Annotated in this window: 22 protein-coding genes and 1 rRNA gene (1 of these 23 running past the window's edge); 2 read left to right on the top strand and 21 right to left on the bottom strand. The window is 40.2% G+C overall.

Annotated features, from left to right (window positions below):
• Window positions 1-531, bottom strand: a 16S ribosomal RNA gene (locus AC4G3N_RS18725) (it extends 1,022 nt beyond the left edge of the window).
• A gap of 253 nt (window positions 532-784) precedes the next feature.
• Window positions 785-1,027, bottom strand: a complete 243-nt coding sequence (locus tag AC4G3N_RS18720) for a hypothetical protein (protein ID WP_066102874.1) — start codon at window positions 1,025-1,027, stop codon at window positions 785-787.
• A 144-nt stretch (window positions 1,028-1,171) separates the two neighbouring features.
• On the opposite strand from AC4G3N_RS18720, the gene AC4G3N_RS18715 reads away from it, so the two are divergent.
• Entirely contained in the window at window positions 1,172-1,984 is an 813-nt protein-coding gene (locus tag AC4G3N_RS18715) for a polysaccharide deacetylase family protein (protein ID WP_491090974.1), read from the top strand.
• A gap of 15 nt (window positions 1,985-1,999) precedes the next feature.
• On the opposite strand, the gene AC4G3N_RS18710 is transcribed toward AC4G3N_RS18715, so the two are convergent.
• A complete protein-coding gene (locus tag AC4G3N_RS18710; RefSeq protein WP_066102880.1) occupies window positions 2,000-2,641 on the bottom strand; it encodes a KinB-signaling pathway activation protein in 642 nt (213 codons plus the stop codon).
• 139 nt (window positions 2,642-2,780) lie between these two features.
• On the opposite strand from AC4G3N_RS18710, the gene gerD reads away from it, so the two are divergent.
• Window positions 2,781-3,371, top strand: a complete 591-nt coding sequence (gene gerD / locus AC4G3N_RS18705) for a spore germination lipoprotein GerD (RefSeq protein WP_066102883.1) — start codon at window positions 2,781-2,783, stop codon at window positions 3,369-3,371.
• A 35-nt stretch (window positions 3,372-3,406) separates the two neighbouring features.
• Here the strand turns inward: gerD and AC4G3N_RS18700 are convergent, their stop codons facing one another.
• The 18 genes from AC4G3N_RS18700 to AC4G3N_RS18615 form a co-directional block, all read right to left on the bottom strand.
• The gene (locus AC4G3N_RS18700; protein WP_491090971.1) at window positions 3,407-4,456 is read right to left on the bottom strand and encodes an Mrp/NBP35 family ATP-binding protein; all 1,050 of its coding nucleotides are present in this window, start codon (window positions 4,454-4,456) and stop codon (window positions 3,407-3,409) included.
• A gap of 86 nt (window positions 4,457-4,542) precedes the next feature.
• Window positions 4,543-5,259, bottom strand: coding sequence for an N-acetylmuramoyl-L-alanine amidase CwlD (gene cwlD, locus AC4G3N_RS18695; RefSeq protein ID WP_066102889.1), 717 nt, complete (start codon window positions 5,257-5,259; stop codon window positions 4,543-4,545).
• Between the two features lie 76 nt (window positions 5,260-5,335).
• Window positions 5,336-5,776, bottom strand: coding sequence for a DUF2521 family protein (locus AC4G3N_RS18690; protein ID WP_066102892.1), 441 nt, complete (start codon window positions 5,774-5,776; stop codon window positions 5,336-5,338).
• A gap of 475 nt (window positions 5,777-6,251) precedes the next feature.
• Window positions 6,252-6,644, bottom strand: a complete 393-nt coding sequence (gene rpsI / locus AC4G3N_RS18685; protein WP_066102893.1) for a 30S ribosomal protein S9 — start codon at window positions 6,642-6,644, stop codon at window positions 6,252-6,254.
• Between the two features lie 20 nt (window positions 6,645-6,664).
• Window positions 6,665-7,102 (bottom strand): 50S ribosomal protein L13, encoded by a 438-nt coding sequence (gene rplM, locus AC4G3N_RS18680; protein WP_066102895.1) that lies wholly within the window; start codon window positions 7,100-7,102, stop codon window positions 6,665-6,667.
• A gap of 186 nt (window positions 7,103-7,288) precedes the next feature.
• Window positions 7,289-8,029: a tRNA pseudouridine(38-40) synthase TruA gene (gene truA / locus AC4G3N_RS18675; RefSeq protein WP_066102898.1), complete on the bottom strand. Its 741-nt coding sequence runs from the start codon at window positions 8,027-8,029 to the stop codon at window positions 7,289-7,291.
• Between the two features lie 17 nt (window positions 8,030-8,046).
• A complete protein-coding gene (locus AC4G3N_RS18670; RefSeq protein ID WP_490553517.1) occupies window positions 8,047-8,844 on the bottom strand; it encodes an energy-coupling factor transporter transmembrane component T family protein in 798 nt (265 codons plus the stop codon).
• On the bottom strand, window positions 8,841-9,707 hold the full coding sequence (locus AC4G3N_RS18665; protein ID WP_066102904.1) for an energy-coupling factor ABC transporter ATP-binding protein: 867 nt from the start codon (window positions 9,705-9,707) through the stop codon (window positions 8,841-8,843). The genes AC4G3N_RS18670 and AC4G3N_RS18665 overlap by 4 nt, the downstream gene beginning before the upstream one ends.
• Entirely contained in the window at window positions 9,683-10,519 is an 837-nt protein-coding gene (locus AC4G3N_RS18660; protein WP_491090967.1) for an energy-coupling factor ABC transporter ATP-binding protein, read from the bottom strand. Before AC4G3N_RS18660 ends, AC4G3N_RS18665 begins: the two co-directional genes overlap by 25 nt.
• Window positions 10,520-10,890: 371 nt before the next feature.
• The gene (gene rplQ, locus AC4G3N_RS18655) at window positions 10,891-11,253 is read right to left on the bottom strand and encodes a 50S ribosomal protein L17 (protein WP_066102910.1); all 363 of its coding nucleotides are present in this window, start codon (window positions 11,251-11,253) and stop codon (window positions 10,891-10,893) included.
• A 48-nt stretch (window positions 11,254-11,301) separates the two neighbouring features.
• Window positions 11,302-12,246 (bottom strand): DNA-directed RNA polymerase subunit alpha, encoded by a 945-nt coding sequence (locus AC4G3N_RS18650; RefSeq protein WP_066102914.1) that lies wholly within the window; start codon window positions 12,244-12,246, stop codon window positions 11,302-11,304.
• A gap of 182 nt (window positions 12,247-12,428) precedes the next feature.
• On the bottom strand, window positions 12,429-12,818 hold the full coding sequence (gene rpsK / locus AC4G3N_RS18645; RefSeq protein ID WP_049672521.1) for a 30S ribosomal protein S11: 390 nt from the start codon (window positions 12,816-12,818) through the stop codon (window positions 12,429-12,431).
• Between the two features lie 22 nt (window positions 12,819-12,840).
• Window positions 12,841-13,206 carry a 30S ribosomal protein S13 gene (gene rpsM, locus AC4G3N_RS18640; protein ID WP_066102920.1) on the bottom strand — a complete coding sequence of 122 codons (366 nt, stop codon included), beginning with the start codon at window positions 13,204-13,206 and terminating at the stop codon, window positions 12,841-12,843.
• A 22-nt stretch (window positions 13,207-13,228) separates the two neighbouring features.
• A complete protein-coding gene (gene rpmJ, locus AC4G3N_RS18635; RefSeq protein WP_017473641.1) occupies window positions 13,229-13,342 on the bottom strand; it encodes a 50S ribosomal protein L36 in 114 nt (37 codons plus the stop codon).
• Between the two features lie 38 nt (window positions 13,343-13,380).
• Window positions 13,381-13,599, bottom strand: a complete 219-nt coding sequence (gene infA, locus AC4G3N_RS18630) for a translation initiation factor IF-1 (protein ID WP_040372572.1) — start codon at window positions 13,597-13,599, stop codon at window positions 13,381-13,383.
• The gene (locus tag AC4G3N_RS18625) at window positions 13,599-13,904 is read right to left on the bottom strand and encodes a KOW domain-containing RNA-binding protein (RefSeq protein WP_140462330.1); all 306 of its coding nucleotides are present in this window, start codon (window positions 13,902-13,904) and stop codon (window positions 13,599-13,601) included. Before AC4G3N_RS18625 ends, infA begins: the two co-directional genes overlap by 1 nt.
• 16 nt (window positions 13,905-13,920) lie before the next feature.
• Window positions 13,921-14,667: a type I methionyl aminopeptidase gene (gene map / locus AC4G3N_RS18620; RefSeq protein WP_066102924.1), complete on the bottom strand. Its 747-nt coding sequence runs from the start codon at window positions 14,665-14,667 to the stop codon at window positions 13,921-13,923.
• Window positions 14,664-15,317 carry an adenylate kinase gene (locus tag AC4G3N_RS18615; RefSeq protein ID WP_066102927.1) on the bottom strand — a complete coding sequence of 218 codons (654 nt, stop codon included), beginning with the start codon at window positions 15,315-15,317 and terminating at the stop codon, window positions 14,664-14,666. Before AC4G3N_RS18615 ends, map begins: the two co-directional genes overlap by 4 nt.
• Between the last annotated feature and the right edge of the window lie 40 nt (window positions 15,318-15,357).

Raw genomic sequence — 15,357 nt, 5'->3', positions numbered from 1 at the left:
CTGCTGGCACGTAGTTAGCCGTGGCTTTCTGGTCAGGTACCGTCAAGGTACCGCCCTATTCGAACGGTACTTGTTCTTCCCTGACAACAGAGCTTTACGACCCGAAGGCCTTCTTCGCTCACGCGGCGTTGCTCCGTCAGACTTTCGTCCATTGCGGAAGATTCCCTACTGCTGCCTCCCGTAGGAGTCTGGGCCGTGTCTCAGTCCCAGTGTGGCCGATCACCCTCTCAGGTCGGCTACGCATCGTTGCCTTGGTGAGCCGTTACCTCACCAACTAGCTAATGCGCCGCGGGCCCATCCCTAAGTGTTAGCCGAAGCCAACTTTCCTTCTCTCCTCATGTGAGAAGAGAAACTATTCGGTATTAGCACCGGTTTCCCGGAGTTATCCCAATCTTAGGGGCAGGTTGCCCACGTGTTACTCACCCGTCCGCCGCTAATCGTTGGGAGCAAGCTCCCTCAGATTCGCTCGACTTGCATGTATTAGGCACGCCGCCAGCGTTCGTCCTGAGCCAGGATCAAACTCTCCGAAAGATGTTTGATCTAGCTAAATTTTAAAGCAAATTGACGAGATTTTAAAAATCTCTTGTTTTTTAGACTTGCTTGGCGTTTCGTTTTGTTTAGTTTTCAAAGAACAATCTGTGTTGCTTGTTTCAGCGACTTTTATATATTATCAAATTCGCTTTTTGTTGTCAACAACTTTTTTAAAAGTTTTTTTAGTCGATTTCTTTCGTTTCGACTTCGTTCGTGACAACGTATATAAATATATCAGCATTTAAATTCCAAGTCAACACTTTTTATCAAAATTATTTTCTGTTTTTATAGGTGTATTCAAATACCTTAAATACTCGCTTTTCGGAGCAATTCTAATTAGGAGTTTTAACAAAAGCTTATATCTTTCTTCAATTGCTCTTTGAACAATTGGATGATGGATTTTTATTCTTTCATCCGTACGAATTTCATCCATTTCTCTCTTAATTAAAAACTCTAATTCCATACCTTCTTTTTCCGTCAGTAAAACCCCCAGCACGATATCCCTCCTACCTAATGATCAACAGGGATATGTTACATCATTCCTTTAAATTTTATACAAGCTATTTTTTTAACTGTAATATTTGTCCCACCCAGCAAATACATTACATTAAAAGCTGATTAATTAGATGAGGTGAATAACATGCCCTTTTTTTATGTAACAAATGCACGCAGAGGAAAGCAGCTAATATTATTACTAATTATTACATTCTTCACAGCCCTATTTTTTTATGTGGAATTCCTCGCAGTCTCACCCTCTTTCTCAATCAATGGGAAACCCAAGATTATATACAAAGGAGAAAAAGGAGTAGCTTTGACCTTTAATATCGGCTGGGGCGATGAAAAGGCTGAGGATATTCTAAAAGCTTTAAAACAGGAAAAAATTCATGCTGCCACGTTTTTCTTAGCAGGCTCTTGGGTTGAACGGCATCCCCATATTGTTAAGATGATTAAAGAACAGGGCTACGAGATTGGCCTTCTAGGATATTCCTATATCGATTACACGGAGCTTGAAGAGCCTGGCATCCAAAATGATATATCTAGAGGGCTTGAAGCCTTCCGAAAAGCTGGAATCGAAAAGCCGCTCCTATTACGGACTCCTACTGGGGATGTAGATAGACGAGTATTAAAAATTGCCGAGAAGTCGAACCTTACAATGGTTCATTGGAGTGTCAATTCTATGGATTGGAAAAACCCAGGGACAAAGATTATTGCCCAGAATGTCGCTCAGGCCAAAAAAGGGGATATCATCTTACTTCACGCTTCTGATGCCGCCATACAAACCGCTAAAGCGATCCCCCTCATTAAAGAGGAATTGACTAATAAAAATCTGAAACTACTCTCTGTCTCTGAAATGATATCCAACTCTAAATCAACCAGCCATGAAATTAGCAGGATACCCTATATGGTAAACAGTAGTCATTTAATGATTAGGGAGACTCTTCAATTAAACTAAAAAAGCCGCACTTCTTTACGAGTGTGCGGCTTTTTGCTGCGTGCGTTTCATACGTTCCTTCGCAGCTTCTTTTGATTTCTCATGGTATTTTGGCAAAATCAACAGCTGATAAGTGTTACAGATAAGCAAAGGGATTAACATGAAATACATATAACTTTCATCATTTACCCTAAGCACCGGGAACCATTCTATTACTGTTACTACAACCATAAAAAACAAGGTAGGTATAAAGGCACTTTTATTTGTTTGTTTAACTTTCAGCACACCTACTATTAACGCTACTACTAAAATTAAGATAGGGTACCATATATATGAAAAGGCACCTTCTGTTTTATTTCCAAAAAACACAAACCGTAAATAAGCTAGGTCAACTAATACAAATACAGTAAGCACCAATTGAATGGCATGCCAGACAAAAACAGATCTAAACATTTCCATTCCCAGTCTATGAACGGTTAAATACGCAAAAAAACACATCTGGCTAATAACACTGAATATTAACCCAACTCCAGCCATCCACAAAAAGCCAACTAGTAATTCAACTGGTGTCTTAAGTGAAAACTCATTCCATTTTGCAAATAAACCAACGACCCCCGCTGTAACACCACCTATCAGCAAGGTATTCATAAATAGCTTCACCCAATATCGACTGCTCATTTTTCCCCACCCTCTATGTATGTTCTACTAAATTGTACCAACCGTTGTCATGAAAATCTATTAATTCATTTAAACACGTATATTTTTTTATTCTCGATTCATATTATCAATGTAGATTTATTAGAGGAGGATTCAATAGATGACTACTATATTCAAGTGTGCTCTTGGTCTTATCTTATGCCTGTTCACTTTAACCAGCTGCAGTGAAACGAATACAGAATCAAGCGAAGAAAACTATAGTGAAACTAAAAAAATCATTGTAGATGTCTTAAAATCAGATGAAGGAAAGAAAGCAATAGAGGATATCCTTCAAGATGAATCAGTTAAAACCGAATTAATTATGAATCAGGAGGATATTTCAAATACCATTGAGACAGTATTAACTTCTGACAAAGAAAAAAAGTTCTGGGAGAATGCATTCAAGGATCCGAAGTTTGTAAAATCTCTTGCAAATGGACTGGAATCCTCTCATAAACAGATTCTTAAAGATTTAATGACTGATCCGGAATATATGGCATTATTAACAAATGTCCTAAAGGATTCGGATATGAGAAAAGAATTCACAGAAATTATGCAAGGTAAGGACTATCGCAAAGAGCTTCAATCCGTCTTAACAGAGGTCATTGATAGCCCGCTCTATAAGGCAAAGATAGAAGATATCCTACTAAAAGCGGCTGATGAAAAATCTAAAGAGAATAGTTCAAACAATAAGAAAGAAAATCAAACATAAATAAAACGCCTCCATTCAACGGAGGCGTTTACTTATCATTTATTAACCATTTCAGTTACTTTCTCAGCTATATCTGTAAACATCCTTCCGGTCGGGTGATCTTCTGCGTAGATTGATGGCGCAAACTCCTCATCATTCCAATCAGGCTGTCCAAGAGGAAGTTTGCCTAATAATTCTGTATTAAGCTCTTCCGCTAGCTTTTCTCCGCCACCTTTACCGAAGACGTATTCTCTTTCGCCGGTTGTTTTACTCTCAAAGTAAGACATGTTTTCAACAACACCAATTACCTCATGCTCTGTGCGAATTGCCATAGCACCCGCTCTAGCAGCAACAAACGCAGCTGTAGGGTGCGGAGTGGTAACGATGATTTCTTTACAGGTTGGCAGCATGGAATGAACATCCAAGGCTACATCTCCAGTTCCAGGAGGAAGGTCAAGCAACAAATAATCCAAATCTCCCCACTCTACTTCCTGGAAAAAGTTATTCAGCATCTTTCCAAGCATCGGACCTCTCCATATAATTGGTGCATTATCCTCAACGAACATCCCCATAGAGATCACTTTTACACCGAAACGATCAACTGGGTATATACGTTCCTCTTTAACAGTTGGACGCTTATCAATCCCCATCATATCCGGAACACTAAAACCATAAATATCAGCATCCACCAGGCCAACCTTTTTACCAAGGCGCGCCAAAGCCACTGCCAGATTTACAGAGACTGTAGATTTGCCGACTCCCCCTTTTCCACTCGCAATTGCAATAAAGGTAGTGTCACTATCGAGTAATCCTTTTTCTTCTTTCGGCAAAGACTCACGGAATTTAGCCAAGGCATCCTCTGGCAAGTCAGCAAAACGAATGCCAACTGTATCCGCCCCAGCCTCCTTTAATGTATTTACAACCACTTGTTGGATTTGCAGCTGTTCAGCCGTACCTGTTTTAGCAATGGCAATTTTCACGCTCACATGCCGCTTTTCCTCTTTAATCTTTATCTCTATAATACCGTTTGTTTCTTTAAGGGTTTTATTTAAAAATGGATCTTTTAATTCTACAAGTAATTCCCGTACCTTTGCTTCTGTAAGCACGAACGACACCTACCTTGTATGTATTTGTAACCGCTATTAGTATAACATATTCAATAGGTATCATTTGCTAAATTGATTCTGTATTTTCAATCTTCTTCATGTTCCTTTAAAAAATATCTAATCACTCCCGTATAGATTGAGAGTGCGATATCATCCTGATACACTTTGTTTTGTAAATTGCGTCTTTCTTCATCATTTGAAAGAAAGCCTACTTCTACCAGAACTCCCGGTTTATTCGCATGCTTGACTAAATATACACTTTCCATTGGTTTGGCATGCCTTTTCGTATTTTTTAAATTACGAATAAACTCCGCTTGGACCAATTTAGCTGCTTGCTTATTTTCAGAAAACTTAGGTGAATAAAATGTTTGGGCTCCCTTCGAATTTACCTGTGGAAAGGCATTGGCATGCACGCTAATATACAAATCCGCCTCAGAATTGTTTATAAATTTAGTTCGTGTAATTAAATCCGTCCGCTTCCTTTCCCGTATACTCCTGGAGTCAGAACCAGCAAGATCTACATCTTTTTCTCTTGTCATTAAAACAAGGGCACCTTGTTCCTGCAGGTAATCCCTTAGTCTTAACGAAATTGGCAATGTTACATTTTTCTCGATTACACCATTAAAGGTCGCCCCGCCATCTATCCCTCCATGTCCCGGGTCAATGACAATAACTTTTCCAGCCAAGGGCAGATTCCACTGCTGAAATGATACACGCTGGTTCATCCTGTATGACATCATTAAAAACAGAAGAACTACCCCAACCACAAAACAGGTCGTGAGAACCTTCTTATGAACATTCATATCTTATCCCCTTTACCCCATAATCCACTATTACTATATCTTATGGGACAAGGAGTTTAGATAGAACAAGCTAGATCTATTTCATCCTCATTTTATAGCGATTAATTCCTTTTGCGTATCCTTCCATCCACCATGCCGTTACATATTCATCCGTCAAACCGCGCAATGTTTCTTGTATAAAGGGAGAGCCATTTTCCTCCGATTGATAAAGGTAGTAAAACAATTGCTGTGAGAGCATATCAATTTCTTTTTTTGCTCTCTCTTTTATCCGCTCTGGCGACTCTCCATACCGATTAAACTTACTATAATATCCACCTAGAAGGAATCCCTCCACTGCAATATCATAGCAATGCTCTTCAGCAGGCTCAATCGAGTATCCCGGAAAGCATTTTAACCCTTTAGCAAGATGGCGATATTGCCTCCCTAAAAGTTCAAGCGAAAAATCCTTCAGTATCTCACGCTCATATTTCAACCGCTTTTCTTTACGAAAAGCAGCAAGATTTACAACTGTATTCATTAAACCACCTCTAAATCAAAATATAATCATCAATAGAACTTAGTTAAGATATACTCTATTGTTTGATGGATGGCATAGACTCATGCCATGGGATAAATGGGAAATGTAAGGAGAAGTTATAAAATATCGTATATAAGGAGGTGTTAATCGGATCGATATGTGCTATCAGGGTCTCTTTTCGAGCCACTTTATTTAGAATATACTCGTCTTCTTATTTAATTCTGCCAAATATCTAATGAATCCAGCCACTTTCTATTTGATCCGGCCAAACGGATTATTAATCCAGCCGAATTAGCTCATAATCCAGCCAATCCATCCCGAATATTAATCATACGTAACCGAGCTAATCTGGATCACTCCAGCCAAACCAAACTTCGCTTACACAACTAAGCCGTCTGTTGGTCAATATGTCCAAACATAACAAAAAAAGACCCCCAGACAAATGTCTGAGAGTCTTTTGAACGCAATTGTAAAATTAACGTTTTGAGAACTGAGGTGCACGACGCGCGCCTTTAAGACCGTATTTTTTACGCTCTTTCATACGTGGGTCACGAGTTAACAATCCTGCACGTTTTAGTCCTGGACGGTATTCTGGATCTACTTCAAGTAATGCACGAGCGATACCGTGACGGATAGCGCCTGCTTGACCTGTGTAGCCTCCACCTTTAACGTTTACTAAAATGTCATAGCTGTTTGTTGTTTCAGTAACAACTAGAGGTTGTCTTACTACTTCACGAAGTGCTGCGAATGGAATGTAGTCATCGATTTGACGATCATTGATAATGATGCGGCCTTCACCTGGAATCAAACGCACACGAGCAACGGAGCTCTTACGTCGACCAGTACCGTAATATTGTACTTGTGCCAATGTTATATCCTCCTTTAATATTAACCGCGAAGCTCAAGAACTTCAGGTTTTTGTGCTTGATGTGGATGCTCAGCTCCAGCATATACGTTTAATTTTTTACCCATTTGACGACCAAGAGATCCTTTTGGAAGCATACCTTTGATAGCTTGCTCCAACATTTTCTCTGGGTAGTTAGTTCTCATTTCAAGAGCAGTTCTTGTTTTCAAACCACCTGGGTGCATGGAGTGACGGTAGTAAATTTTATCAGTTAATTTCTTACCAGTCAGTTCGATTTTAGATGCATTGATAATAATCACATGGTCACCAGTGTCAACATGTGGAGTATAAGTTGGTTTGTGTTTACCTCTAAGAATTGAGGCTACTTGTGATGCTAGACGACCTAAAGTTTGACCTTCGGCATCTACAACGTACCATTTACGTTCTACATCACTAGCTTTCGCCATATACGTCGTACGCATTGATTTACCCTCCTAAAAATAGTTCATTGTTTCATTTTTTTGATAAAATTTGTGGCTCTATCTAAACACGAAATAGTTTCCGGGGCTATTCTCGTGGTTTTAACATACCAAAGGATATGATATACCGTTTTTCGGCCATTGTCAAGAAAATGTTACACCTGGATTAGTTGTCATGGAATTTAGATTTTATTTATAATCTACTTTCCATAAATATAGCCCGTGTCCTGGTGCGGTTCTCCCCGCTTTCGTGCGATCTTGGGCAGCTATGATATCCTTCATATCCTCCGGACGACGTTTACCAATTCCAACGTCCAATAAAGTACCTACCATAATCCGTACCATATTATACAGAAAGCCATCTCCAACAAAACGTATGACCAATTGTTGATCATCTTTAAGAAAATTAATTGACTTGACCGTTCTTACTTTATCCACCACTTCTGTTTTAGCGGAGCAAAAACTGGTAAAATCGTGGGTCCCGGTTAAATACTCTGTCGCTCTCTCCATCATAGCTAAATCGAGTTTATAAGGATAGTGATAGGCATAATTTCGTATAAAGGGATCTTTTACTTCAGCCAACGAAATACTATAACGGTATTCTTTACCAACCGCATTAAACCTGGCATGAAATTCAGGATCTGCCTTCTCGATATCTACGATGGCTATATCTGCAGGCAGCATAGTTCCCAGTGCTTTTTTCCATCTTTCCGCAGGCAGCTCAAGTGGAGAGTCAAAGTGAATGACTTGCCCTTTGGCATGAACACCGGCATCTGTACGCCCTGAAGCAGCCACCTTGACCTCTCTTCCCTTATGCATGGTCATTAGGACCTTTTCCAATTCCAATTGAACCGTACGCTTGTCAGGCTGAATTTGGTAGCCGGCAAAATTTGTCCCATCATAAGCTATTGTACATTTGTAACGTATCATTCCAGTACTCTCCCTATTTAGTTTCTAGTGAGGATAAGAGCGATTGATAAGAGGATGAGAGAGATGATTAAGATCATGTCAGGAAATTCCCACTTAAGAGCACGATATTTGGTCCTGCCTTCTCCGCCCCTGTATCCCCTTGCTTCCATCGCTGTAGCCAGCTCCTCAGCACGTTTAAAAGAACCTACAAATAATGGAACAAGGAGCGGGACGACTGCACTCAATCTTTCCTTCAGCGGGCCCGATGAAAAATCGACGCCTCTTGAGGTTTGTGCCTTCATAATTTTATCCGTCTCTTCAATCAACGTTGGAATAAAGCGTAATGAGATAGAAATCATTAATGCAAGCTCATGAACCGGGAATTTAATTTTCCTTAAAGGGTTCAATAGATATTCCATTCCATCCGTTATCTCAATCGGCGTTGTCGTAAGCGTCAAGATAGAAGTAACTAAGATTAATAATGTAAAACGCAAGGATATAAAGATCCCCATCTTAATTCCTTCGTCATAAATATCAATACCGGCGAGCGAGAAGACAACCTCTCCTCTTTTTGTGAAAAACAGTTGTATAAGCAATGTTAGAATGATTAAAAAGATTACCGGCTTTAATCCCTGTAATAGGAATAGCGGTTTAATTTTTGTTAATCCTAGCAATACTAAGGTAAAAGTAATTAAAATGGCGTACGATATCCAGTTATTAGCCAGGAATACGATGCATACATAGAAAAAGACTAATAATAATTTTACCCTTGGGTCCATTCTGTGGACAACTGAATCAGTTGGAACATAGCGCCCCATTATAAATTTATCCATCATTGTTGTCCACCTCCCAGGAGATTTGATATCTCGCTAATCAAATCATCCAATGACAGATGCTTCTTGGAGAGGACTAAACCGCTCTTTTGTTCAAATTCCATCTGGAATCGAATGGTATCAGGCACTGCCAGTCCTAAATCCATTAACGCCTCTGGATCAGAGAATACTTCATTTGGAGAGGCTTTTTTGACAATCGTTCCTCTATGCATGATAATCAGTTCGTCTGCGTATCTTGCTGCATCTTCCATGCTATGTGTAACCAATATGGTTGTAAGAGCCTTTTCCTTATGAAGGGCATGAAACATATCCATAATTTCTTTTCGCCCTCTTGGATCCAACCCGGCTGTAGGTTCATCCAGAACAATAACTTCCGGTTCCATGGCCAGTACTCCTGCTATAGCTACTCTTCGCATTTGACCGCCGGATAAATCGAATGGAGAAGACTCCATAATCGAATCGTCCAGACCCACTAATTTGATCGCTGCATACGCACGTTTTTTGGCATCTTCCTCACTCACACCAAAATTCATGGGTCCAAAGCAGATATCTTTTAATACGGTTTCCTCAAAAAGCTGGTGTTCAGGGAACTGAAAGACAATTCCTACTTTTTGACGGATGGCTTTCAAATTCTTTTCTTTCTTATCTGCGGAGATAACTCTTTCTCCAATGGTGACTTTCCCTTTTGTTGGCTTTAACAAGGCATTTAAATGCTGTAAGAGAGTAGATTTGCCTGAGCCAGTATGACCAATTACACCTATAAAAGAATTAGTTGGAAAACGAACATTAATATCATATAAAGCGCGATGCTCAAATGGCGTCCCCAGTTGATAGGTATGCTCTACTTCTTCAAGTGATATTTGCATAGTTCATTCACCAGCCCTTCTTCGGTGATTTGATCAGAAACCTGGATACCATTTTCTCTTAATGATTTAGAAAGTTTTATAGAAAACGGGATATCAAGTCCTAATTTCACAAGTTCTTCCTCTAACTTAAATATCTCAGCCGGACTGCCTTCCGCAAATATTTTCCCCTGATTCAATACAATCATCCGGTCAGCTCGGGCAGCTTCCTCCAAGTCATGAGTGATCGATATTACTGTCAATTGTTTGTCTTCCTTCAATTCTCTAATAATGCCAAGTACTTCTGATCTACCCAAAGGATCAAGCATGGAGGTGGCTTCATCCAGAATAATAATAGATGGGCGCAAGGCCAGTACACCTGCTATTGCAACACGTTGCTTTTGTCCACCTGATAAATGGTGCGGCTCTTGATCGAGAAACTCAGCCATGCGAACTTTCCTTAATGCATCCTGGACACGGTTTATCATATCCTCTCTCTCAATGCCGGCGTTTTCTAAACCAAAAGCCACATCATCCTGCACAGTTGTACCTACAAACTGATTATCAGGATTTTGAAAGACCATTCCAATATGCTGTCGGATATCCCAAACAGTGCCTTCGCTCATGACCATATCATTGACCATGATCGTTCCTTCATTAGCAAAATAGAGCCCTATTAATAGCTTGGCCAATGTTGATTTGCCGGAACCATTATGCCCAACAATAGCGAGCCATTCACCTTCCTGGACTTTAAACGATACATTATCCAGAGCTTTATTCGTCTTCGCTTCATATTGAAAGGATATATTACTAACTTCAGCCAACGGTTTACTCATAGCTTCCTCCCTGTGCTGCTCTATTCTCTGCTTAGCTCAACTATTTTTGGATATAAAAAAACGCTGCACCCCTTCCGGATTATCCCAATGGATTTCCTGAATTAAGAGCAGCATTCACTTATCTTAATGTCAGACAACGTACGTTTTGTCTGTACAAGGGGTGCGAGAGCTAGACAAACATCAATTGGATCGTCACCCAATTCATGCCTATCGTAACGCTCTATCGTTTTTTGGATTATTCAGTAAAATAAGAGTAAAGCACATGCGTAAACGCATGATGCTTTAGTTAGCTTATACCAGAATCATTGGATTAAGGTATTTAATATAGGATATGGGTGTCAGATACTCTGTCCACCCCTACCCTTACATCATTAAACTAACTCGATAATTACCATTGGTGCTGCGTCTCCACGACGTGGACCAATTTTCATGATTCTAGTGTATCCACCTTGACGCTCTTCGTAACGAGGCGCGATATCAGCAAATAATTTTTGAACTGCATCTTGCCCAGTTTCAGCGTTTGCTACTTCGTGACGGATGTATGCAGCAGCTTGACGGCGTGCATGTAAATCTCCGCGTTTACCTAAAGTAATCATTTTTTCGACTACGGAACGTAATTCTTTCGCACGAGTTTCAGTCGTTTCGATACGCTCGTTGATAATTAAATCAGTAGCCAAATCGCGAAGCATTGCTTTACGCTGTGCGCTTGTACGTCCTAACTTTCTGTATGCCATGAAAGTTTCCCTCCTTTGTTGAAATAACTGATTCTATCTATTCATTCATTAATCGTCTTTACGTAGGGAAAGACCTAGTTCTTCTAGCTTAGCTTTCACTTCTTCAAGTGATTTACGGCCAAGATTACGAACTTTCATCATATCTTCTTCAGTCTTATTAGCAAGCTCTTGTACTGTATTAATACCAGCACGCTTTAAACAGTTGTAAGAACGAACAGAAAGATCAAGCTCTTCAATTGTCATTTCCAAAACTTTTTCTTTTTGGTCTTCTTCTTTTTCAACCATAATTTCAGCATTTTGAGCTTCGTCTGTTAAACCAACAAAGATATTCAGATGTTCTGTTACAATCTTCGCACCTAAAGCTATAGCTTCTTTTGGACCAGTGCTTCCATCAGTCCATACATCGATTGTAAGTTTATCATAGTTTGTCAGTTGACCTACACGAGTGTTTTCAACTTGATATGTCATCCGAGATACTGGTGTGTAAATGGAATCAATAGGGATTACACCGATTGGTTGATCATCACGTTTGTTTTGATCAGCTGGCGTGTAGCCTCTTCCTCTTCTAGCTACCAAGCGCATACGCAAGTGAGCTTTTTTAGAAAGGTGAGCTATCAGTAAATCCGGGTTTAGGATTTCCACATCGCTATCATGTGTAATATCTGCAGCCGTTACTGCCCCTTCCCCCTGAACATCAATTTCAAGAGTCTTTTCTTCATCAGAATAAATCTTTAATGCGAGTTTCTTAATATTTAGGATAATAGCAGTTACATCTTCTTCTACACCCTCAATAGTAGAGAACTCATGGAGCACACCATCTATTTGAATAGATGTAACGGCAGCACCAGGCAATGAGGATAGTAGGATACGACGTAAGGAGTTACCCAAAGTTGTTCCATATCCACGCTCAAGTGGTTCAACGATGAACTTACCATATTTTCCGTCTTCGCTGATTTGAACCGTTTCAATTTTTGGTTTTTCTATCTCGATCATTCAACAATACCCTCCTTCGTAACGTCGAAACCCCGGCTAGAAGAAGGTAGTGGTTTGCATCTAACCGAAATTCCCCAATATATACTCCCAATGTGCGCAACATATTTGTGATTTCCTTGAGAAAAGAAAAATCACTATATTACCCCATTATAGACAGGGAAATAAATTCTATTCAAACAATATTATACACGACGGCGTTTAGGCGGGCGGCAACCATTATGAGGTACTGGAGTTACGTCTTTAATTGCAGTAACTTCAAGACCAGCTGCTTGTAATGCACGAATAGCTGCTTCACGACCAGATCCTGGGCCTTTAACAGTAACTTCTAAAGTTTTCATACCATGTTCCATAGAAGTTTTAGCTGCAGTTTCTGCTGCCATTTGCGCTGCAAATGGTGTAGATTTACGGGAACCTCTGAAACCAAGTGCACCAGCACTTGACCAAGAAATAGCATTTCCGTGTGCATCAGTAATTGTAACAATTGTGTTGTTGAAAGTAGAACGAATGTGAGCAATACCTGACTCTACATTCTTTTTCACGCGGCGTTTGCGTGTGTTCGTTTTGCGTGCCATATCGACAAAACCTCCTTACTTATTATTTTTTCTTGTTAGCAACAGTTTTACGTGGGCCTTTACGAGTACGTGCGTTGTTTTTAGTGTTTTGTCCACGAACAGGAAGTCCTCTTCTGTGGCGTAATCCACGGTAGCAACCGATTTCCATTAAACGTTTGATGTTTAAGGAAACTTCACGTCGAAGGTCACCTTCTACTTTGTATCCATCGATAATATCACGGATTTTGTTCAATTCATCTTCAGTAAGATCGCGTACGCGAGTATCTTGAGAAACTCCAGCTTCTGCAAGTACTTTTTCAGCAGTTGGTCTACCAATACCGAAAATATAAGTTAAAGAAATAACAACTCGTTTTTCACGAGGAATATCTACACCTGCAATACGTGCCATTTATGTGCACCTCCTTCAAATATTACCCTTGTTTTTGCTTATGTTTTGGGTTTTCACAAATAACCATTACTTTACCGTTTCTACGGATAACTTTACATTTTTCGCAGATTGGTTTTACTGATGGTCTGACTTTCATTGTTTTCCCTCCTTATAAAATGCGGAGTGCAACCGAGATTATTTAAAACGATACGTAATTCTTCCGCGGGTCAAGTCATAAGGAGATAGCTCTACCGTCACTTTATCACCTGGCAGAATACGAATGAAATGCATTCTGATTTTGCCTGATACATGGGCAAGGACAGTATGGCCATTCTCTAATTCAACTTTAAACATAGCGTTTGGTAAAGTCTCAGTAACTGTACCCTCAACTTCAATAACATCATCTTTTGCCATTACAGTTCTTCTCCCTTCTTCTCTTGGCTTTTCATAAAATAAGTCAAAGCGAAACGGAGCTTTCCGTTCGTTACGCGACCTGTTTCCCCTAAACTGCTCTCCACTTCCTGAGACCAGTCTTCGTACAAATGAAGATGAAGTATGTTTTTACGCTTGGCAGAATCAAACTTACGCTTGTCTCCGTCAGCAATACAAACAAACTTTTCATCTATAATTTTTACAATTATGGCATATTGATCGGTATCCCTGCCTTGAGTGACCCGAACAAATTGTCCCAACCGGGGAGATCTATCCTTTTGGACCAATCAAGATCACCTACATTTAAACTAATGTTAAGATTTCATAGCCTTCTTCGGTAATCGCAATGGTATGCTCAAAATGAGCACAGTTCTTCCCATCAACTGTAACAACTGTCCAGTTGTCGGCTAATGTTTGAACATAGCGGCTTCCTGCATTCACCATTGGCTCAACACACAGCACCATTCCCGGCTTCAATCTCGGGCCTTTATTCGGCGGACCAAAGTGAGGCAATTGCGGTGCTTCATGTAAGTCTTGACCGATACCGTGTCCGACATACTCTCTTACTATAGAAAAGCCGTTTTCCTCGACATATGTTTGAATAGCATGTGAGATATTAGAGAGACGTTGGCCTGGCTTTATTTCCGAAATCCCCTTATAGAGGGATGTTTCTGTTACTTGAAGCAGTCTCCTGGTTTCATCATCAATGTCTCCAACTGGATAGGTCCATGCTGAATCGCCGTGATAGCCATTAAGTTGTGCACCAATATCAATGCTGATAATGTCGCCGTTTTTTAATGTCTTATCCCCAGGAATGCCATGTACAAGTTCGTTGTTAACGGATGTACAAACACTGCCACGAAAACCATTATACCCTTTAAAGGACGGAATTGCATTATGTTTGCGTATAAACTTTTCCGCAATAGCATCCAGTTCCTTTGTTGAAACACCGGGTTTAATGTATTTTTGCAGTTCCTGATGTGTCAGAGCAACAATACGCCCAGCTTCACGCATGATTTCAATCTCGCGTTGGGTTTTACAAATGATCATCGAGACAAGCTCCCGAGAAGCTCTTCTATATCCGCGAAGACTTTATCAATCGGTTGTTGTCCGTCAAGATTTCGTAAATATCCTTTTCCTTCATAGAAGGTAATCAGTGGCTGCGACTGTTGAATGTTTACTTCGAGACGGGTTTGCACCGTATCGATGTTATCATCAGCTCTTTGGTACAACTCTCCACCACAGCGGTCGCACACGCCTTCTTTGGCAGGAGGATTAAATACTAGGTGGTAGGTAGCTCCGCAATCTTTACAGATGCGGCGGCCTGTCAATCGTTCTAACAAGCTATCTTTATTGACTTGTATATTAATGACATAGTCTAATTGACGATCCATTTCAGCTAAAAGCTGTTCAAGTGCTTCAGCCTGAGCAACTGTGCGTGGAAATCCATCTAGCAAAAAGCCTTTTTGGCAATCATCTTTAGCTAAACGTTCACGTACGATACCGATTGTAACTGCATCCGGTACCAGTTCACCTTTATCCATATATGATTTAGCTTCTAAACCAAGTGGTGTTTCCTCTTTCATAGCTGCCCGAAACATATCTCCAGTAGAGATATGAGGGATGTTGTATTCTTCTACTATTCTTTCTGCCTGAGTACCTTTACCGGCTCCTGGCAGTCCCATTAATACAAGATTCACACTTTTTCCCCCTAAACAATAATAGGCTTGGGGAGCATAA

The sequence above is a fragment of the Bacillus sp. z50 genome, assembly GCF_058313585.1.
This window is presented reverse-complemented; position numbering and strand designations above follow the sequence as displayed.

Bases quoted from the DNA above. Each gene is read 5' to 3' on its own strand.
- AC4G3N_RS18670 (WP_490553517.1), bottom strand. From the start codon at position 8,844: ATGATGGATAAATTTATAATGGGGCGCTATGTTCCAACTGATTCAGTT.
- map (WP_066102924.1), bottom strand. From the start codon at position 14,667: ATGATCATTTGTAAAACCCAACGCGAGATTGAAATCATGCGTGAAGCT.
- AC4G3N_RS18715 (WP_491090974.1), top strand. From the start codon at position 1,172: ATGCCCTTTTTTTATGTAACAAATGCACGCAGAGGAAAGCAGCTAATA.
- rpsK (WP_049672521.1), bottom strand. From the start codon at position 12,818: ATGGCACGCAAAACGAACACACGCAAACGCCGCGTGAAAAAGAATGTA.
- cwlD (WP_066102889.1), bottom strand. From the start codon at position 5,259: ATGAATGTTCATAAGAAGGTTCTCACGACCTGTTTTGTGGTTGGGGTA.
- gerD (WP_066102883.1), top strand. From the start codon at position 2,781: ATGACTACTATATTCAAGTGTGCTCTTGGTCTTATCTTATGCCTGTTC.
- rpmJ (WP_017473641.1), bottom strand. From the start codon at position 13,342: ATGAAAGTCAGACCATCAGTAAAACCAATCTGCGAAAAATGTAAAGTT.
- rpsM (WP_066102920.1), bottom strand. From the start codon at position 13,206: ATGGCACGTATTGCAGGTGTAGATATTCCTCGTGAAAAACGAGTTGTT.
- AC4G3N_RS18710 (WP_066102880.1), bottom strand. From the start codon at position 2,641: ATGAGCAGTCGATATTGGGTGAAGCTATTTATGAATACCTTGCTGATA.
- AC4G3N_RS18665 (WP_066102904.1), bottom strand. From the start codon at position 9,707: ATGCAAATATCACTTGAAGAAGTAGAGCATACCTATCAACTGGGGACG.
- AC4G3N_RS18650 (WP_066102914.1), bottom strand. From the start codon at position 12,246: ATGATCGAGATAGAAAAACCAAAAATTGAAACGGTTCAAATCAGCGAA.
- AC4G3N_RS18660 (WP_491090967.1), bottom strand. From the start codon at position 10,519: ATGAGTAAACCGTTGGCTGAAGTTAGTAATATATCCTTTCAATATGAA.
- infA (WP_040372572.1), bottom strand. From the start codon at position 13,599: ATGGCAAAAGATGATGTTATTGAAGTTGAGGGTACAGTTACTGAGACT.
- rplQ (WP_066102910.1), bottom strand. From the start codon at position 11,253: ATGGCATACAGAAAGTTAGGACGTACAAGCGCACAGCGTAAAGCAATG.
- truA (WP_066102898.1), bottom strand. From the start codon at position 8,029: ATGATACGTTACAAATGTACAATAGCTTATGATGGGACAAATTTTGCC.
- rplM (WP_066102895.1), bottom strand. From the start codon at position 7,102: ATGCGTACGACGTATATGGCGAAAGCTAGTGATGTAGAACGTAAATGG.
- AC4G3N_RS18690 (WP_066102892.1), bottom strand. From the start codon at position 5,776: ATGAATACAGTTGTAAATCTTGCTGCTTTTCGTAAAGAAAAGCGGTTG.